Raw genomic sequence first — 19,050 nt, 5'->3', positions numbered from 1 at the left:
GCATGAGTATCCTGCCGCGCAAGCCGCTGGCCATCGCCATCATGGGCCCCACTGCGTCCGGCAAAACCGCCGCGGCTCTCGCCATCGCACGCGCCATCCCGTCAGAAATCATCTCGGTTGATTCGGCACTGGTGTATCGCGGCATGGACATCGGCACCGCCAAGCCCACCGCTGCCGAACGCGCCGCCGCGCCGCATCACCTGATCGACATCCTCGATCCGGCCGAGTCGTATTCGGCCATGCAATTTCGCGCCACCACGCTGCAACTGGTCGACCAGATCATTGCGCGCGGCAAGCTGCCGCTGCTGGTCGGCGGCACCATGCTGTACTTCAAGGCACTGCGCGACGGCCTCGACACGCTACCCGAAGCCGACCCGCAAGTACGTGCCGCGCTGGACGCCGAAGCCGCGCTGATCGGCTCGCCGGCGATGCATGCCAAGCTGGCACGGATCGACCCCGACACCGCCGCCCGCCTCAAACCGAACGACGCCCAGCGCATCCAGCGCGCGCTGGAAATCCACCAGCTCACCGGCCAGCCAATGTCGAACCTGCTGGCCAAAGCCGCGCCGGTCGACCTGCCCTTCAGCTTGCTACAGATCGGTCTGGAGCCGTCCGACCGCAGCGTGCTGCACCAGCGCATCGCCACCCGCTTCGATGCCATGCTGGACCCGTCCATCAGGCCCAACCTGATCGACGAAGTCATCGCCCTGCGCCAGCGCGGCGACCTGCACCTCGGCCTGCCATCGATGCGCTGCGTCGGCTACCGCCAGACCTGGGACTACCTCGACGGCCAGCACGACCTCGCCACCCTGCGCGAGAAAGGTCTCGCCGCCACCCGCCAGCTGGCCAAGCGCCAATTGACCTGGCTGCGCGCGATCCCGGAACGGCATGTGATCGACTGCCTGGACCCGGCAGCCAGCGCGCTGGTCCTCGACACCATCGAAATTGCCCTGCAAACCTAATTTAGCCTTGACAGCAAAAGCCGGAAACACGATACTCTCGGGCTGTTTGGTGATATAGCTCAGTTGGTTAGAGCACAGCACTCATAATGCTGGGGTCGGTGGTTCAAATCCACCTATCACCACCAAGAACACGTTTGAAGACGTCCAAAGACGTACATAAAACCCGCAAAAGCCTAGTGCTGATGCGGGTTTTTTGTTTATTGCCGTACTTTAGCGTCCATGTACAGCCAAAGTTTTAACGGGTACATTTGCGGGTATCAATTCATACCCACAAAAACGGTACCCGCAAAATGCCGAAACTCGCCATTCCGCTGACCGACATTCAGCCGCGAACTGCAAAGCCGAAAGAAAAACCTTACAAGCCAGGCGATGGCGGCGGCTTATACCTGCTTGTGAATCCTGACGGATCGAAGTACTGGCGCATGAGCTGCCGTTTTGAGGGTATCGAGCGCCTGCTCTGGTTCGGTAAGTACCCTGACGTTTCACTGAAGGATGCGCGCAATAAGCGCATCGCCGCGCGCGACAAGATGGACAACGGCATCTACCAGGCACAGGCGAAGCGCTTGGAGAAAAGGCAAAAGGCGATCAGCGCCGCCAATACCTTCGAGGCTGTCGCCCGAGAGTGGGACGCGAACAAGCTAGTGGAAGTCTGCGATCACATCGCGCCACAAGTGAGCACGCCCGATCAGCGTCGCGCCCTGCAACGATCAAGCTTGTATGGCCAAGAAGCAAAGCCGCTGCCATATAGGCTGGCACAAATGAACCTGCTACTGCACGGCCTCGAAGCACCGCAGATCGCCTACGGCAACACACCGCAACGGCGCGTCAGCGAAATCGGCCACAGCGAGCGTGTCGACGTCATCTTCACCAACCCGCCTTTTGGTGGCGAAGAAGAGGCCGGCATCAATGCCAACTTCCCACCCGACATGCAGACGGCGGAAACCGCGCTGCTGTTTCTGCAATACATCATGCGTAAGTTGCGGGTGGCTGGTTTCGGTGCCGAGCGCGGCGGCCCGATCGACACCGTTTGGCACTACGAATTGCCGCTGCCAGAAGGTCGCAAGAAATACAGCAAAACCGCACCGCTGCAATTCGAGGAATTCGCCCCGATGCAAGCGTGGTGGAATGCCCGCGAAGAAAGCCCGCAGGCTTGGAAGATAGATTTCGCTGCCAAGCGTGCCGCTGCCATTGATGCCGCCACGCCGCATTGGCAGCGCGCCGAGGCCGAAGTGATGCGGCTTTTGGGTGAGATTGAAGTGTTGGTGAATGAGGTGCAGGCATGACCGATCTGACACCGAATCAGGCCGATTACGTAACAGTCCACGCCGATATCGTCGCGCTGCTGGAAGCTGCCCGGCGGGCTGCCGCACGCAGCGTCAATGCGGTGATGACGGCCACTTACTGGGCCGTTGGTCAGCGCATCGTGATTTTTGAACAAGCTGGGCAGGAACGTGCCGCCTACGGGGAGGCATTGATCGAGCGCTTGTCTGTTGACCTGTCCGGCCGGTTTGGCCGCGGCTTCAGCAAACAGAACCTATGGCAAATGCGAGCTTTTCACCTCGCGTGGCCTGCCGACCAGATTTTGCAGGCGCCATCTGCAAAATTGTCGGCCCCAATTCTCCAGACGCCGTCTGGAGAATCTTTACCGCCCCAAATTCTCCAGATAGCGTCTGGAGAATCTCCGGATCTGTCCGCACTCGGCCTAGCATTCCCGCTGCCATGGTCGGCCTATGTACGGCTGCTGTCGGTCAAGAATCCGCAAGCCCGTGCCTTTTACGAAACCGAAGCTTTGCGCGGCGGCTGGACCGTCGCCCAACTGAATCGGCAGATCGGCAGCCAGTTCTACGAGCGTACCGCGCTGTCGCTCAACAAGGCGGCGATGCTGCAAAGAGGCGAAGCGACCGAACCGGGCGATGTACTCACGCCCGAGCAGGCCATCAAAGACCCGTTCGTGCTGGAGTTCCTCAACCTCAAGGACGAATACTCCGAATCCGATCTCGAAGAGGCGCTGATCCAGCATCTGGCCGACTTCCTGCTGGAATTGGGCGACGACTTTACCTTCGTCGGTCGCCAGCGCCGCCTGCGCATTGACGACAACTGGTTTCGCATCGACCTGCTGTTTTTCCACCGCCAGCTCAAGTGTCTGGTGGTGATCGACCTCAAGGTCGGCAAGTTCAGTTATGCAGACGCCGGGCAGATGCACCTGTACCTGAACTACGCCCGCGAGCACTGGATGAAGCCGGGCGAAAACCCACCGGTCGGTCTGATTCTGTGCGCCGAAAAAGGCGCTGCCGAAGCCCATTACGCGCTGGAAGGCCTGCCCAACAAAGTGCTAGCTGCCGAATACCAGATGGTGCTGCCCGGTGAAAAACTACTGGCCGAGGAGCTGGACAAGACGCGGCGGGAATTGGATGCACGACGTTTGGATGGTGCTGTCGACGCGGAGGGCGCTGCATGAAGGCGTGGCCCAAAGTGGCATTGGGGGAACTATTTCAGGTTGAAAAAGGAAAGATCGGCATCATGGCCGCCATTCCCGGCGGCTTTCCTCTCGTGACAACCGCAGAAGAGTTTCTTTCTCACGTTGAGCCGCACTTTTCTGGTGATGCCGTTTGCATTCCGCTAATTTCCGCAACTGGTCATGGTCACGCAAGTCTCAAGCGATTGCACCATATCGAAGGCGATTTTTCTGTCGGGTCAATCCTCTGCGCTTGCGTCAATCAGTCGCCCAACCGCGTAATGGCTCGCTTTGCCTATTACTACTTGACCGCTTGCAAGGACTCAACTTTGGTCCCGCTGATGCAGGGCACGGCCAATATGTCGATGAAAATTCAAGATGTTGCTGGCGTACAGATACCACTGCCGCCATTGAAGAAGCAACAAGCCATCGTCGCCCGCTTCGACGCTCTGGCCGAGAAAACCCGCGAACTCGAAGTGCATCTGGATGCAGCAGACAATGCTTCGGCCGCCCTGTTATTGAGCCTGCATCACAAGTTGGGCTCGGACCGGACGGTTCGTTTAGGCGACATCATTGAGTTGCATGAGGTAACGGAACCCATAAGGGCTGAAGGCCAATATACGCAGGTTGGCGTGCGTGGCTTTGGTGGTGGTCTGTTCGCCAAAGCGGCGATCGCCGGTTCGGGTACTGCGTACAAGTCCTTCAATCGCCTCTACACCGACGCCATCGTACTGAGTCAGGTCAAAGGATGGGAAGGCGCCCTTGCGCTTTGCTCTGCCGAACTGGCCGGGATGTTCGCTTCGCCGGAATACCGCACTTTCCGATGCAAACCGACTGTGGCAAACGCAGCCTACCTCGGTGAACTATTCAGAACCGAGTGGTTCTGGCCTCAACTTCAAGCAGCGACCTGGGGGGTTGGTGCAAGAAAGGAGCGCACTCGGCCAGAGCAGTTTCTGAATATCCAGTTGCCCATGCCAGCGCTGGTGGATCAATTGAAGATTGCCGAGATACTGGCCAAGCAAGTTCCATTGAAAGCCAAACACACCGCCATCCGCGCCGCCAACGCCGCGCTGCTGCCCGCCACGCTGGAACGCGTGTTTTCGGAACCGGCCTGACGATGCAGTTTGTTCAACACGGCCCGGACATTCCCGAGCGCTTGCTACAAGCGCAGGAAGAAGGCCGTGTGGTGTTTTTCTGTGGTGCGGGCATTTCGTACCCGGCAGGCTTGCCCGGTTTTTCGCGATTGGTCAGCAAAATTTACGATGCAGTGGGCGAGCCACCGAGTGCGCTTGAGCAAACAGCGATCAAAGCGGGCCAGTTTGACACCACCATTGGCTTGCTCGAAGCGCGCCTTATGGGTGGCCGCGAAGCGGTTCGCCGTGCGGTCGCCTGCATTTTGCAGCCTGACCTCACGGCCCGCCATGCCACATCAACCCATGAGGCATTGCTGACACTGGCCCACTGCCGCAATGGCCGAACCCGGCTGATCACCACCAACTTTGACCGCTTGTTCGAGGAAGTGATCCAGCGTAAAAGCGCAATCGTTCAGCGCTTCCAGGCACCATTACTCCCTGTACCCAAAAACCGCTGGGACGGACTGGTTTACCTGCACGGCTTGTTACCCGCCACACTCAGCGCTGGTGAACTGGACAGGCTGGTACTGTCCAGCGGTGATTTCGGTTTGGCTTACCTCACCGAGCGCTGGGCGGCTCGCTTTGTCAGTGAGCTGTTCCGCAACTATACGGTTTGTTTTGTCGGTTACAGCATCAACGATCCAGTGCTGCGTTACATGATGGACGCGCTGGCCGCCGACCGCCTGTTAGGCGAATCCCCGCCAGAGATGTTTGCCTTTGGCAGTCACGCCAAGAGTAAAGAGGAGAAAACGGCCGATGAGTGGCTGGCCAAAAACGTTACGCCGATTTTGTATCGCGAACACAACCGCCATGCTCATTTGCACAAAACCATCAGGGCTTGGGCCGCGACCTACCGCGATGGCGTGCAAGGCAAGGAGCGTATCGTCAGCGATTACGCCATGACGCTGCCTACCGCAAGCACGCGACAGGATGACTATGTCGGTCGAATGCTTTGGGCCCTGTCGCACGACTCAGGCTTGCCCGCCAAACGGTTTGCTGATTTTGATCCGGCGCCTTCGCTGGATTGGCTGGGGCCATTGAGTGAGGAGCGTTTTCGGCAAGCTGATTTGCCACGCTTTGGCGTCGCGCCCTTGCGCAAGCCAGACGACAAACTGGCGTTTGGCCTGACCCGTCGCCCCGCGCCCTACACTTACGCGCCGTGGATGATGCTGACCGCTCGGGGCAGCAGCGGTTGGGATGATGTGATGTTCCATCTCGCCCGCTGGCTCACTCGTCACCTGAATGATCCGGAACTGGTGCTTTGGCTGGCCAAGCGTGGCGGCCAACTGCATGATCGGCTGGTGTGGTTAATCGAAAGCGAGCTCGACAGATTCACCCTTCTAGAGCGCAAGGGAAGCACGGCTGAGCTTGCGCGCATCCGGGCCAATTCGCCCAATGCCATTCCCGGCCCGTTAATGCGCACGGTGTGGCGCTTGCTGCTTACCGATCGGGTGAAGTCACCGTGGCGTGACCATGACCTTTACCGCTGGAAAGATCGTTTCAACCGTGATGGCATGAGCACCACACTACGCCTCGATCTGCGTGCATTGCTCACGCCCAAGATCACCCTGAAAAAGCCCTTCCGCTGGGGCGAAGATAGCGCGCAGGCAAAGGGACCAACCCGGGTTAAAGATCTGGTCGATTGGGAGCTGGTGCTGGCAACAGACCATGCCCACTCGGCGCTGACCGATTTGGCGCAGTCAGAAACGTGGCGCGCCGCCTTACCGTTGCTGCTGGATGATGTTCAGCAACTGCTACGTGATGCGCTGGACTTGATGCGCGAACTGGACGAGGCCAATGATCAGAGTGATCGAGGGCATTGGGATTTGCCGTCCATCAGCCCTCACTGGCAAAACCGGGGGTTTCACGACTGGATAGCATTGATTGAATTGCTGCGCGATGCCTGGCTCTGTGCTCTCCAGAATCAGCCGATGCAAGCGATACGTATTGCGCACGACTGGAACACTCGCTCATACCCCACCTTCAAGCGTTTGGCATTGTTCGCCGCCACGCACGATGGCATAACGCAACAAGGCGAATGGGTGGACTGGCTGTTGGCCGATGCGTGCTGGTGGTTGTGGTCGGTGGACACGCGACGCGAAACCATGCGCTTGCTGGTATTGCGCGGACAGTCCCTTCCTGCTGACGCGCGGGCGCGACTTGAGATCGCGATTTTGGCTGGGCCACCCCGTCAGATGTACCGGGGCGACATTGAAGCAGAACGATGGCTGGAGCTGGTGGATCGCTCAGTGTGGCGCCACTTGGCAAAACTCGCTTCCGGTGGCGGCATCCTTGGGGATGACGCATCCGCAAAGCTGGCGGCACTTTCTGCAGTCCATCCGAATTGGCAATTGGCGGCCAACGAGAGCGACGAGTTTTCTCATTGGATGAGTGGGACTGGCGATCCTGATTACCAGGATCGGCGCGAACTCGACAGGGCTCCGCGTAGCAGACGAGAACTGGTCATTTGGTTGCAGCAGGAAGCAGTACGCGAGGACGATTGGCGTGACCTCTGTCGGGATAAATTCTCGACAGCGGCCTGCGCGTTGTATGCGCTGGCCGCAGAAAACCAGTGGCCTGCAGAACGTTGGCGCGAAGCACTGCAAGCCTGGAGCGAAGAAAAGCAGACCAAACGCTCGTGGCGCTATCTGTCGCGCTGGCTCATGAAAATGCCAGATGATGTCCTTGCCACCATCGCGCAAAGCGCGACGTGGTGGCTAGAAGCCATTTCAAAGCTTGTGATTGAAAACGAATCCGGCTTTATTGAACTCTGCGGACGCTTCCTGTCGCTCGATCTTCAAGGTAGCGTTGTTGAGGATCGTCCCGTCAGCCGCGCAATCAATCATCCGATTGGGCACATTACTCAAGCATTGCTAAACCGCTGGTTTCAGCGTCAGCCCAATGACGACGATGGTCTGCCTGACGATTTAAAACCTCTATTCTCACTGCTGTGCGATACCCAAATGGCCCAGTATCGCCATGCAAGGGTGTTACTGGCGTCGCGTTTGATCGCATTGTTCCGCGTCGACCGGAACTGGACAGAGCAGTACCTCCTGCCCCTATTCAACTGGCAACTTGCAGAAAATGAAGCGCGCGGCGCTTGGGATGGGTTTCTTTGGTCGCCCCGCCTGTATCGCCCCTTGCTGGCCAGCTTTAAGGCGGATTTTCTGGAAACCGCTCGACACTATGCGGATCTGGGTGACCACGGTCGCCAATACGCCGCAATCCTGACGCATGCCGCTATGGACCCTGCGGACATCTTTACGAGCGCTGAGCTTTATTCAGCGACCAGCGCCTTGCCGCAGAACGGGCTTGTGGAAGCCGCTCAAGCATTGGTTCACGCGCTGGAAGGTGCAGGCGAACAAAGGGAAGCACATTGGAAGAATCGCATTCAGCCTTATTGGCGAGCGGTTTGGCCGAAGTCAAAACAGTTGGCGTCGAAACCAATCGCCGAGCAACTGACGCGCCTTGCCATTGCCGCACGTGGAGAGTTTCCTGCTGCCTTGGCGACTGTGCGTGACTGGCTGCAGCCCCTTGAGCACCCTCACTACACGGTTCATCTCCTGCAGCAATCCGCCCTTTGCACAAGGTTTCCTCGTGAAGCGTTAACGCTGCTGGATGCGATCATCGCTGATCAGCCTTTGCCACCGACGGAATTGGAGGATTGCTTGACCGCGATCATCCAGTCTTGGCCGGAAGCCCAGCCCGACCCACGATATCAGCGGCTGCTGGAATACCAGCGCAGGGGATGACTATCGAGAAGTTACCAATTGCGGCGTCTCTGCCTGAACCCAATCCGCTCACGGCACTGCAAACCGAAAACGCCCGCTTGATCGCGCTGCTTGAAAGTCACAGTATCGAATGGCGTTTGACGCCTCAGCCAATCTCGCTTGAATCAGCTCCGCCAGTCCCGGAGCCAGAACCATCCCGTTTGTCCACCGCCGAGAAAGTAGCACTATTTCGCAGGATGTTTCGAGGTCGCACCGACGTTTACCCCATACGCTGGGAAAGCAAAACTACAGGCAAATCTGGCTACTCACCAGCCTGTGGCAATGAGTGGCTGGCGGGTGTTTGCGAAAAGCCGCGCATCAAATGCGGTGAATGCAACAACCGTCTGCTGATTCCCTTGTCAGATCAGGTGATCTACGAGCACCTCGCAGGCAAGCGCACTATTGGCGTCTATCCGCTGCTGGCTGACGACACCTGCCATTTTCTCGCCGCCGATTTCGACGAGGCAGAATGGCGAGGGGATGCCAAGGCGTTTTGCCAGTCGTGTCACGAACTGGGCGTGCCGGTCGCCCTTGAAATTTCACGCTCCGGCAATGGTGCGCATGCATGGATCTTCTTCACCGGCAGCGTATCGGCCCGGGATGCGCGCCGACTCGGCACTGCCATCATCAGTCACACTTGCGCCCGGACTCGCCAACTCAAACTCGAATCCTATGATCGGCTGTTCCCCAATCAGGATTCGATGCCCAAAGGCGGTTTTGGCAACCTGATCGCGCTGCCACTGCAGAAGCATCCGCGTGAAAACGGATGTAGCGTGTTCGTCGATGCTGATTTGCGGCCTTACCGGGATCAGTGGGCGTTCCTGGCCTCCATCCTGCCAATGCCTGCACACGATATCGAACCCACTATCCTGCGGGCGACGGGCAATGCGCACCCACTCGATGTCACGTTCATCGATGAGGAGGATCACAAGGAGCCGTGGAAGCGATCAGCGTCGGTCAGCAAAAAGCTGGTCGGGCCAATGCCGAAGTCGCTCACGGTGACACTGGCCAACCTGATCTATTTTGAAAAGGCACAACTGCCGCAGTCACTGGCCAACCGACTGATTCGTTTGGCGGCCTTCCAGAACCCGGAGTTTTACAAGAAACAGGCGATGCGATTTTCAGTGTGGGATGAGCCGCGCGTCATCGGCTGTGCCGAGAACTATCCCAATCACATCGCATTGCCGCGCGGCTGCCTGGATGCTGCGCTGGAGCTACTTCGTGACAACACGATCGGTTGCGAACTGATCGACGTGCGATATGCAGGCTCGCCGCTGGACGTGGCTTTTGCAGGTACTTTGCGGCTGGATCAAGAATTCGCTGTGGCTGCCATGTTGCATCACGATGCTGGCGTCCTGTGCGCACCGACGGCATTTGGCAAAACGGTCACGGCTGCTGCGATGATTGCGCGCCGTGGCGTGAACACGCTGGTGCTGGTGCATCGAACCGAACTGCTCAAGCAATGGCAGGAGCGCTTGCAATCATTTCTGGGCGCTGGCAAGGGCGTGGTCGGCACCATCGGTGGCGGCAAAGCCAAGCTGACAGGAAAAATCGACATCGCGGTGATGCAATCCTTGTCGCGTCAGGGTGAAGTCAATTCGCTGGTCGAAAACTACGGCCACGTGATCGTGGACGAATGCCATCACGTGGGGGCGGCATCGTTCGATGCGATTTTGAAGCAGGCTAAAGCCAAATACGTGCTCGGCCTGACGGCGACGCCAATTCGCCGTGATGGCCAACAGCCGATCATTTTCATGCAATGCGGGCCGACTCGGCACACAGCCGCCAAGCCCACGGGTGCGCCGCACGATCTGGCGGTCACGCCGTGCACCTTGCACTCGCGGATTGACTTGCCGCAGGCAACGGGAATTCAGGATGTATTCCGGCACCTTGCCATTGACCAAGCCCGAACCGACGCGATTGCCGCTGAGGTAGTAAACGCCTATGGTCAGGGCCGCAAGGTACTGGTGCTGACCGAGCGCACCGAACATCTCGATGCCATCCAGACCGCCCTGGACGGCAAGGTTACAGCTTTATTTGTCCTGCACGGACGGATAGCCAAAAAGCAGCGCGCCACACTGATTGCGGAACTCAACGCGCTGCCGCCCGACGCCCCACGCGTTCTGCTGGCAACCGGCAAACTGGTTGGTGAAGGATTCGATCATCCACCGCTTGATACCTTGGTGCTGGCAATGCCGGTTTCGTGGAGGGGGACGTTGCAGCAGTACGCAGGCCGACTGCACCGAGAACACGCCACCAAGACCGACGTGCGCATCATCGACTTCGTCGATACCGGCCACCCGGCGCTGCTGCGAATGTGGGAAAAACGCCAGCGAGGATACCGGGCGATGGGCTACCGGATGGTAGATGAAAAGGGTGCGAATTGACCGCGAAACCCACACTGTTCCTCGCAATCCCGCACCATTGCTTCTAATCTGAGGAGTCCCCCAAAAAAGCTTAGTCAGCCACATGCCACCAAAATTCAGAACCTGAAAGCCTCTGGGTCGGCAACGATTCAGAAGCTTTTTTTATGGTGGGGGGCTTGTCTCAAGCCCTATCAAAGACCTCCACTACGTAAGCTGCCAGCCGATCTACCTTCCATAAGCTTTTAATGCTGTGTAGATTTCGCAAACGATAAAAAAGAGTCGATCTTGCTGGCTCGAATACCCAAGGAAAAATCCATCAAGCGCTGTAGTCCAATCGAAATTGGTCGTGCCTCGCGGGTCGCCATTGCCTTTGTTATTCAGTCTAAAAATAGTTTCTTATTAGTATCCAACATCCAATTCCGCCAGCATTTTTTCTGCGGTATCCCACGGCAATCTGCGTCCTTGGGCGCGCATTTTTTGAAATGCGGCACGTGCCACATGCACGGTGATTGTCCCTGCACGCACCATTACACTGACCAGCCAAAGCGTTCCCCGAACTTCAACGTTTTCGCTTTCCGCAGCCATCTTTAAAGCCTTGTCACCTGTCAGCAGCGGACATGTTTCCTTCTCCGCCAATGCCAGTGCAAATAGATCGTTACGACCGGGTCTTGGATATTTTGCGGCCAACGCAATTACTCGCCTCACCATTTCCTCATCGAGAACTCTGGCGGAGAGACCCATTTCAAGCAGGTAATTATGTTGCTCTTCCAACTCCTCGTAAAAGAGAACGTCAGGAACAGCGAATTGATATTCAAGACTGAACATGGGTGCAACAAGCCCGCCAATCTCGATATCAATCAAGATATTTGCATCACTGATGAGTAGCAGCATCGCTGCCCTCCAGAGACCGAATTGCCTGGAACGAAGTCAGGGATAGTTTCATCAGCTCCGCCGCTTTCGACTCGCCGATATACTCTTCGGCCAGCGCGTGAAAAATCATCTGCTCGAAGACATGCGCCTTCTCGGTCGGATATTGCTTTCCCGGTTCCTTGAGGTGCCATCCCTTTATTCGGAACAATTTGGCCTGCTCGTCCCGCCAAGCCGGTGTGACAATGCCGAGATCGCGCGCGCGATAAAGGATGCCGGCCATGCTGAGGCCAAACTCCTCCTTGAGTAATGCGAGTTCTTTAGGTTCAATATCATTTCGGTGTACGCCAAGTTCCCGTTCGACGGATTTTCGGGGAATTAAGAATGCACCGGCAAATCGGTTGCACGCAATTTCCTCGTCGATGTCGTCTGCGAGTAAGCCCGACAGCATGAGATGACCCAGTTCATGTGCTAACGTGAAGCGCTGACGGTCTCCTGGCCAATTGCTGCCAACGACAATGATGGGCATCCGATTGACTGACGCCGCCAGGCCATCGAATTTATGATCTGTATTCGTATCGATCATGAAAACGCGAATGCCGTGAGTTTCGAGAACGTCAATCAGATCGAGGATAGGGTCATATCCCAGATCCCATGCCTTGCGCACATTCTCGACGACACTTTCAATTTGTTCAAGATCGGTGATTTGGTGAGACAGTCCATGAACCGGCGCAAACGGAAAAACAGGAGACGTAGGGAATAAATTTTCCAACTCGATCCGGCGCTCAATCTGATCAATCACTTCGTGCTCGATGGCTTTTAGCTGCTTTTTTGGTAACGAACTACGTTTGCGGTACTCGATGCCATCGAGCGCTACCGTTTCCGGACGGAAGAAATATTCCGTGCGCACATTGAGCGCACGGGCGAGCTTGATCAATGTTGCCGACGTGGGCGTCGCTTGCTCATCCTCATATTTTTTGATTGAGGCATGTGTCAGGCCGACCTGCGCACCGACGTCACGCAGCGAAAGTCCAGCCGCTTTTCGAGCTCGGGAAAGTCGTTGACCAATCATGTCAGCTACTCCTTTAGAGGTTTACATTTTTAAGGATTATAGTTTGTTTTGTAAACCTGAGTCCGGCCCCTGCTGAGATTTTTCAGACCTTTTGCACAGTGTTGTCTTTTTTGACAGCAGCCGTCTTTCTTGGCTTCGGTGGGTGCATCGACATTTCAATTTTGAGTCAATGGTGGCCATGGACTTGAAAAATCCTGAATTGTTCGATGTGTGGCAGACAGTCGAGCCAGATTTTCCCCGGTCAAATTACGTTGCAGACGACGGTCGCCGGGGAATGCTAAGACAAGCAGAAAATGCTCTGTTCAAGGTCGTCACCACAACCGGTAGCTCAACCAAATTCGTAGGGTGTCAGTAAGCCAGGCGCATTGGGAATCGGGCTGTACTTGTATCGGTTACGACCTTGGCAAAGACTCATGGTCAAAAATCCAGCAGTCGTTAACACACCAGTCATGACGGAAGTTCGGCATCGCCAGAAATTGGCACAGACTCGTTGGCTGGACTACACACTCCAACATTTGAAGGCCAAGTTCCTAAGGAAGCGCTGATTTAATCACCCGATTTTTGGCGGTAAAATTCTGCTGACATTCAATTTCAACGAGACCGCCATGGCCATGAAGCAAACCAGTTTTTCGAGTGCCGAATTTGCTGCGAAGAAGCGCGTCACGCGGCGCGAGCAGTTTCTTGCGGACATGGAGCAAGTCGTGCCTTGGGCTGAACTTGAGGCGGTCATCGCTCCCGTCTATCCGACCGGCATGCGCGGTCGCCCACCGATAGGTTTGTCGCGGATGTTGCGCGTGTACTTCATTCAGCAGTGGTACAGCCTGTCGGATGAAGCGGTCGAAGATGCCATCTACGATAGCCAGGCCGTGCGGGCGTTTATCGGCGTAGATCTGGCACGCGAGTCGGCACCGGATGCGACGACGTTGCTGAAATTCCGGCGCTTACTGGAGACCAATGAGCTGACCCAGCGCATGTTCATCGCCATCAACGCCACACTGACCGAGAAGGGCTTGCTGATGCGCTCGGGTACCATCGTTGACGCCACGATCATCAACGCACCACCCTCGACGAAGAACGCTGAACACAAGCGCGACGCCGATATGCACCAGACGAAGAAAGGCAATCAGTGGTACTTCGGCATGAAAGCGCATATCGGCGTCGATGCCGAAAGCGGCCTGGTGCACAGCCTGACCACCACGGCGGCCAACGTTGCCGACATCGTTGAGACGGCAGCGCTGCTGCATGGCGACGAAGAAACGGTGTTTGCCGATGCGGGCTACACCGGCGTGGCGAAGCGCGAAGAAATGAACGACGTCAAGGTGCAATGGCAGATTGCTGCCACGCGTGGCACGATCAAGAAGGTCAACGAAAAGCGACCTCTGCGCGCCATTCTCGACGAACTGGAGCATGCCAAGGCGAGCATTCGGGCAAATGTTGAATATCCGTTTCATGTGATCAAAAATCTCTTTCGTCATCGCAAAACCCGCTACAAGGGTCTGCCGAAAAACACCGGGCACGCCTTCATGTTGTTCGGCTTGGGAAATCATGTCATCGAAAAATCAAGCTGTTGAACTGGCAGGCCCAAGTTCAGTCTATTGCGTGAAAGCAGGACGAAAGGGACATCGCTTGTTCGTTTTTTAGCCCGTTTCTTCGGCTTGTAATCCATTTTTTCGAGAATAAAATTTGCTGGAGGGGCAATCAGCCATTTTCATTCTTGGAGTCGGCTTTATTCAGCGGTTTCCTAGCCTATCATTGCCTTTCCGTCATTGACGATATTGAATAACGCTATGAGTTCAATGATGTACTGAGCTTGAAAGAGCTGGCTTCGTATCGTAGCACCGACCGATTAACTTACGTTGTGCGTTGATAATCTTCAAATTCCCAAGCTGCAAATTTAGCAACTTTCTGTGTGATGGTCGGCCAATCCGTACCTACACAACTTTCAATGCATCGATAAATTTCGTTCTTAATTACATCAAGATCGTACTCAAATACAATCAACATGTGCCGTCCCCAAACAGCTTTCTTAAAGAAGTATTCTTTTTTTAGCCAGTCAGGCGTGCAAACTAATAACTGATAGTCATGCGAACCCTCTTCCTCATTTTGACCCACTCGTAAATTTATCCATAATCCGAAGCATTCCCGATCATTTGGGGAATAGGTCTCTAAACTAATTGTTGCACTGTCAATCCAAATACCTTTAACAATTGCCATCATGGCTTCACTACCAAATGACCATTGCTAATCACTTGTCCTGTTTGAGTTTGTTGCACGAAATTCGCTTGTAATCCAGTAGGATTGAATTCAACTGGAGTGTTTGGTTTGAAACTTGGTGGTCGGTAAACTCTCAATCCATCCGCGCTTATTAAGCATCCAGGGCAGTCTTTCTGGCCACGTATCAGTCGCGCACCATCACCTACCCAGACTTGCCCTAACTGATTTGCCTCCGCTGTTGTACCAGTGCCAATCGTGAAATTTTTGCCCTTGCCACTTAATGCGGCCGCCAATCTTGGGTCTTGAACAGCAATATTCGCAAGATTTTCTTTTGCGAGTTGCGCTTTTAACCCTTGACTCGTTGCGGCATTCGCAGTTCCTTCGGCGGTGACTATTCCATCGACCTCGAGGTTTGTAATTACGCCTTTCGCCCTACTACCTCTCCTATCAAAAATCCGCTGCAACAACGCCTGCACCTTCTCCGTCCGCAACGCCTGCGTACTCCCCGCCAACGCCGCCCCCGCACCCAGCGCATTCATCAAACCGCTGGCCAGCAAATCACCCGCCTTCTGCAAGTCCGCTTCACATTTTGCGCGCAATGTGAATACCGCTGCCTTGAATAATTCCTCCGCCGCAATAACTGCGTATTTGCCAAAAAAATAGTAGCCAGCCACAGCGAGTGCGGCGTCAACAGCCGGACCGATCGGGGTGAGTTGTGTCCGGCCCAGACGCCAAAAACGATCGCTGTCGTTCTGAGGGATTCCGGTTTGACCAGCTCACGCAGCATGTCGCCGATCACGCCGGGAATCTGGCTGCCTGCGCGCAGGAGTACGTATTCGACACGCTGCTGGGTGTCCCACCCTGAAACATCCACCACTGGTTTCGCCTGCAACCCGAGCGGATCAACATTGGCTACCGGATTGTTGTCAGCAAACGCATACAGATTCAATCCGCCCGATAGCCCGCTCGGGTCCGCGCTCAGGTACCGCCCGCTGCGCACGTCCAGATACCGGTGATGGTTGTAGTGCAGGCCGGATTCGGCATCGTAGTACTGGTTGGAGCCGCGTAGATGGAGTGGCATCGCGACGTTTGCGGTATTCGCCCAGCTCTTCAAAATCTGGAGTTAATGCTACTTTGAAAATAATCAACAATCGGCACGCTGTACAAGCTCTAAATCTTCCTCCTTCACTGTCATCACACTAAGCGACTCCCCCGCTGCATCGACAAACTCAACTTCATATTGAGGGTGAGTTGATGAAAATACCATCAGCACGGCTCCAGATGTGCCGCTTGGTACATCCTCACCGAGAGTTCGAATTGATCTTACGACATCATATTCAAAGAATTTGGTATTCATTTTTTGGTAGGAATAGCTGTTGTTAGTCTAACGATGTCGTCCTTGTTGCGAATCCAACCAAATGTGACGTCAATCACTTTGCCATTTGCACCGGTGATGGGAATGACTTGATTAAATTTGACACCTTGTTCAATGACTGCTGTCTGAACTGCTACGGTTTCGTTGAAGACAATTTGCTTTGCAAGCTGGTCAGCATTACTTCGATTAAATCCAAGAGCTGAATCAAACCATTTCGCTTTGGAACCACCGATCGGATGATCGGCATTCAATAGATAGCGAAACAATTTATCATCAACGCTTGCTCGAGTAGCGGCGAGTGCAGCACTATTTGTCCCACTTCCCACCCTACTAAAAACCCGCCACAACAATGCCTGCACCTTCTCCGTCCGCAACGCCTGCGCACTCCCCACTAATGCCGCGCCCGCACCCAGCGCATTCATCAGCCCGCTAGCCAATAAATCCCCCGCCTTTTGCAAGTCCGCTTCACATTTTGCACTCAATGTGAATACCGCTGCCTTGAATAATTCCTCCGCCGCAATAACCGCGTATTTACCAAAAAAATAGTAGCCAGCCACAGCGAGTGCTGCATCGACAGCCGGACCGATCGGGGTGAGTTGTGATCCGGCCCAGACGCCAAACACGATCGCTGTCGTTCTGAGGGATTCCGGTTTGACCAGCTCACGCAGCATGTCGCCGATCACGCCGGGAATCTGGCTGCCTGCGCGCAGGAGTACGTATTCGACACGCTGCTGGGTGTCCCACCCTGAAACATCCACCACCGGTTTCGCCTGCAACCCCAGCGGATCAACATTGGCCACCGGATTGTTATCGGCAAACGCGTACAGATTCAACCCGCCCGATAGCCCGCTCGGGTCCGCGCTCAGGTACCGCCCGCTGCGCACGTCCAGATACCGGTGATGGTTGTAGTGCAGGCCTGATTCGGCATCGTAGTACTGGTTGGAGCCGCGTAGGTTGAGGGGCATCGCGGCGTTGGCGTCCGGGATCAGTTCGCCGAAACCGGTCACGCTCGAACGCCAGACAACGTGCTTGCGGTCGTTGATCAGCGCACGTGGTGCGCCGGTGTGGTCGGCGACGATGGCGAAGACGTCGTTGCGCGTGGCCTGGCCGATGGCGCGGGTAGTGTCTGTCGGGATGCTGTTGAGCGCCTGGCCGGCCAAAGCGGTGATGCCGCTGTCGCGCGCTTGCAGCATCGCGATGGGCCGGCTGCCGCTCTGGTCGTCGAGCCAGACGTACTGGCGCGTGATGGAGCTAGGGCTGTCGGGGTGAGTGGCGGTGCTGCTATGGTTGCCGCCAGCGTCTTTCGGGCTGCCCTGCGCTTCGGCGACCAGTTCGCTGCCATCGTAGAAGTAGTACGTGACGGCTTTTTGGCCACCGGCATAGCTGACTTTTTTGATGCGCTCGCCGAAAGCGTTGTAGGCGTAATCGGCGACAGGCTGGCCGTGCTGGCTGACACGGATCAGGCGCTGCTGGCTATCCCATAAATAGTCGGCGTCGCCGGTTCGGGTGATGCTGCCGGCAGCGTTGTAGTCGTAGGGGATGTTGCGGTCATCGGCCTGCGCAGCGGTAATGCGGTTACTCGCCGGATCGATGGTGTAGCCGGTGGACAGGGTGCCGCGACCATCGGCCAGCAGGTTGCCAGTCTGATCGTATCGGTAGGCGTGGTCGGACGGTCGGCTGCTGCGGTCATCGCCGACATGCGTGACACCCGTCATGCGACCGGCAAGGTCATAACCGTACCGGGTACTTTGCTTGCCAGTCGACTCCGTCGCGTTGCGTTGCGTGAGCTGGCCGAGGGTGTCGCGCTGGTGCTGTTCTTCCCAGTTGCCGACACTGCCGATACGGGTGATGTGCCCGGTCTGGTCGAGTTGGCGCTGGTAATTGGCACCATTGGCCAGTTGATACTGCTGGTTTGCATAACGGTCATCGGCATCGTTGAGCCCGTCGAGCAAGACGGTATTGCCGAACAGATCTTCGCGCGTGATTGCAGTCAGCAAACCGGCTTTCGCATGGATGGCGCCGTTGTACCGGTAGTGCAGAATTTGACCATCGGGCAAGGTTTTACGCAGTAACTGGCCGCGCCCGTCGTAGGCATACCGGGTCTCGACACGCTGCTGGTCGATCAGGCGCACGTGGCTGGTCAGGCGGGCGGCGTGGTCGTAGCTGAACTGTTCTTCGCCAGCGGGATAGCTGATCCGTACCGGTCGTCCCTGCTGACCGTAGACGATGCGCGTGTCGCCTTCTTCGGTACGTTGTCCGGTCACGCGGCCGGCCACGTCATGGCGGAAGCTGACGGTTTTGCTTTGTTCGCTGCCGTGGCCGGTGGTCTTGCTGACCAGATGGTCGGCGGCGTCATAGGCCAACACGGTCACGCCGCCATCAGGGCTGCCGACCCGAACCAGCCTCCCGAAGTCATCGAAGGTCTGGTCAGTCTGGTGCTTGCGCGCATCGGTGACGCGGGCCAGCCGGCTTTGCTGGTCGTACTGAAACCGGGTGACCGTGTTGTCCGCGGCGAAGAGGATATCGGGCACGGCGCCGTCCCGTTGCGCGCCGCTCTTGCGGTCTGCTTCGATATCGAGCAGCGACAAATTCGTGGTCTGCGCGATGCTGCCATCGGGATTGAGGAGCGTGCGCGAAACCAGCGTGCCTTCGGTATCGCGCTGCAGGCGAATGCGATTGCCCTGCACATCCGACAATTCACGCATCCTGCCGTCGGCACCGTAGCGCAGCGTCAATCGCTGGCCCGTCGATTGCACGACACCCGACAATTGGCCGAGTCCGTTGTAGCTGAAGAATTCACTGATGCCGGCGCTGGTGACCCGGGTGAAATGGCCGG

General features: G+C 56.5%; 13 protein-coding genes, 1 tRNA gene and 1 pseudogene. 8 read left to right on the top strand and 7 right to left on the bottom strand.

What is annotated here, in order from left to right; all coding sequences use genetic code 11:
* Positions 1-2: 2 nt before the first annotated feature.
* The 7 genes from miaA to ABD720_RS01370 all read left to right on the top strand — a co-directional run bounded on the left by miaA (position 3) and on the right by ABD720_RS01370 (position 10,707).
* On the top strand, positions 3-962 hold the full coding sequence (gene miaA / locus ABD720_RS01400) for a tRNA (adenosine(37)-N6)-dimethylallyltransferase MiaA (protein ID WP_344761426.1): 960 nt from the start codon (positions 3-5) through the stop codon (positions 960-962).
* A gap of 48 nt (positions 963-1,010) precedes the next feature.
* A tRNA-Met gene (locus ABD720_RS01395) sits at positions 1,011-1,087 on the top strand.
* 165 nt (positions 1,088-1,252) lie between these two features.
* Positions 1,253-2,245 (top strand): integrase arm-type DNA-binding domain-containing protein, encoded by a 993-nt coding sequence (locus ABD720_RS01390; RefSeq protein ID WP_344761425.1) that lies wholly within the window; start codon positions 1,253-1,255, stop codon positions 2,243-2,245.
* The gene (locus ABD720_RS01385; protein WP_344761424.1) at positions 2,242-3,420 is read left to right on the top strand and encodes a PDDEXK nuclease domain-containing protein; all 1,179 of its coding nucleotides are present in this window, start codon (positions 2,242-2,244) and stop codon (positions 3,418-3,420) included. The genes ABD720_RS01390 and ABD720_RS01385 overlap by 4 nt, the downstream gene beginning before the upstream one ends.
* Positions 3,417-4,532, top strand: coding sequence for a restriction endonuclease subunit S (locus tag ABD720_RS01380; protein ID WP_344761423.1), 1,116 nt, complete (start codon positions 3,417-3,419; stop codon positions 4,530-4,532). The genes ABD720_RS01385 and ABD720_RS01380 overlap by 4 nt, the downstream gene beginning before the upstream one ends.
* A gap of 2 nt (positions 4,533-4,534) precedes the next feature.
* On the top strand, positions 4,535-8,302 hold the full coding sequence (dsr1, locus tag ABD720_RS01375) for an anti-phage defense-associated sirtuin Dsr1 (RefSeq protein WP_344761422.1): 3,768 nt from the start codon (positions 4,535-4,537) through the stop codon (positions 8,300-8,302).
* The gene (locus tag ABD720_RS01370) at positions 8,299-10,707 is read left to right on the top strand and encodes a TOTE conflict system archaeo-eukaryotic primase domain-containing protein (protein ID WP_425547895.1); all 2,409 of its coding nucleotides are present in this window, start codon (positions 8,299-8,301) and stop codon (positions 10,705-10,707) included. Before dsr1 ends, ABD720_RS01370 begins: the two co-directional genes overlap by 4 nt.
* Before the next feature lie 378 nt (positions 10,708-11,085).
* Here the strand turns inward: ABD720_RS01370 and ABD720_RS01365 are convergent, their stop codons facing one another.
* On the bottom strand, positions 11,086-11,577 hold the full coding sequence (locus ABD720_RS01365; protein ID WP_344761420.1) for a PIN domain-containing protein: 492 nt from the start codon (positions 11,575-11,577) through the stop codon (positions 11,086-11,088).
* A complete protein-coding gene (locus ABD720_RS01360) occupies positions 11,558-12,625 on the bottom strand; it encodes a helix-turn-helix domain-containing protein (RefSeq protein WP_344761419.1) in 1,068 nt (355 codons plus the stop codon). The genes ABD720_RS01365 and ABD720_RS01360 overlap by 20 nt, the downstream gene beginning before the upstream one ends.
* Positions 12,626-13,236: 611 nt before the next feature.
* On the opposite strand from ABD720_RS01360, the gene ABD720_RS01355 reads away from it, so the two are divergent.
* Positions 13,237-14,196: an IS5 family transposase gene (locus tag ABD720_RS01355; RefSeq protein ID WP_425547897.1), complete on the top strand. Its 960-nt coding sequence runs from the start codon at positions 13,237-13,239 to the stop codon at positions 14,194-14,196.
* 280 nt (positions 14,197-14,476) lie between these two features.
* Here the strand turns inward: ABD720_RS01355 and ABD720_RS01350 are convergent, their stop codons facing one another.
* The 5 genes and pseudogenes from ABD720_RS01350 to ABD720_RS01330 form a co-directional block, all read right to left on the bottom strand.
* Positions 14,477-14,839, bottom strand: coding sequence for an immunity 8 family protein (locus ABD720_RS01350; RefSeq protein ID WP_344761417.1), 363 nt, complete (start codon positions 14,837-14,839; stop codon positions 14,477-14,479).
* A complete protein-coding gene (locus ABD720_RS01345) occupies positions 14,839-15,513 on the bottom strand; it encodes a hypothetical protein (protein ID WP_344761416.1) in 675 nt (224 codons plus the stop codon). Before ABD720_RS01345 ends, ABD720_RS01350 begins: the two co-directional genes overlap by 1 nt.
* 227 nt (positions 15,514-15,740) lie before the next feature.
* Positions 15,741-15,953, bottom strand: a pseudogene (locus ABD720_RS01340) (RHS repeat-associated core domain-containing protein); the annotation flags it as partial.
* Positions 15,954-15,983: 30 nt separating this feature from the next.
* Positions 15,984-16,196, bottom strand: coding sequence for a DUF4926 domain-containing protein (locus tag ABD720_RS01335; protein WP_344761415.1), 213 nt, complete (start codon positions 16,194-16,196; stop codon positions 15,984-15,986).
* A partial coding sequence (locus ABD720_RS01330; protein WP_344761414.1) for an RHS repeat-associated core domain-containing protein occupies positions 16,193-19,050 on the bottom strand: 2,858 nt, incomplete at its 5' end. The genes ABD720_RS01335 and ABD720_RS01330, both read right to left, overlap by 4 nt.

Source organism: Actimicrobium antarcticum (genome assembly GCF_039536745.1).
In the GTDB taxonomy this organism is placed as follows: domain Bacteria; phylum Pseudomonadota; class Gammaproteobacteria; order Burkholderiales; family Burkholderiaceae_D; genus Actimicrobium; species Actimicrobium antarcticum.
Note: the sequence above shows the minus strand (reverse complement) of the source record. Positions and strands in the feature narration are given on the sequence as shown.

Bases quoted from the DNA above. Each gene is read 5' to 3' on its own strand.
- miaA (WP_344761426.1), top strand. From the start codon at position 3: ATGAGTATCCTGCCGCGCAAGCCGCTGGCCATCGCCATCATGGGCCCC.
- ABD720_RS01390 (WP_344761425.1), top strand. From the start codon at position 1,253: ATGCCGAAACTCGCCATTCCGCTGACCGACATTCAGCCGCGAACTGCA.
- ABD720_RS01385 (WP_344761424.1), top strand. From the start codon at position 2,242: ATGACCGATCTGACACCGAATCAGGCCGATTACGTAACAGTCCACGCC.
- ABD720_RS01380 (WP_344761423.1), top strand. From the start codon at position 3,417: ATGAAGGCGTGGCCCAAAGTGGCATTGGGGGAACTATTTCAGGTTGAA.
- dsr1 (WP_344761422.1), top strand. From the start codon at position 4,535: ATGCAGTTTGTTCAACACGGCCCGGACATTCCCGAGCGCTTGCTACAA.
- ABD720_RS01370 (WP_425547895.1), top strand. From the start codon at position 8,299: ATGACTATCGAGAAGTTACCAATTGCGGCGTCTCTGCCTGAACCCAAT.
- ABD720_RS01365 (WP_344761420.1), bottom strand. From the start codon at position 11,577: ATGCTGCTACTCATCAGTGATGCAAATATCTTGATTGATATCGAGATT.
- ABD720_RS01360 (WP_344761419.1), bottom strand. From the start codon at position 12,625: ATGATTGGTCAACGACTTTCCCGAGCTCGAAAAGCGGCTGGACTTTCG.
- ABD720_RS01355 (WP_425547897.1), top strand. From the start codon at position 13,237: ATGAAGCAAACCAGTTTTTCGAGTGCCGAATTTGCTGCGAAGAAGCGC.
- ABD720_RS01350 (WP_344761417.1), bottom strand. From the start codon at position 14,839: ATGGCAATTGTTAAAGGTATTTGGATTGACAGTGCAACAATTAGTTTA.
- ABD720_RS01335 (WP_344761415.1), bottom strand. From the start codon at position 16,196: ATGAATACCAAATTCTTTGAATATGATGTCGTAAGATCAATTCGAACT.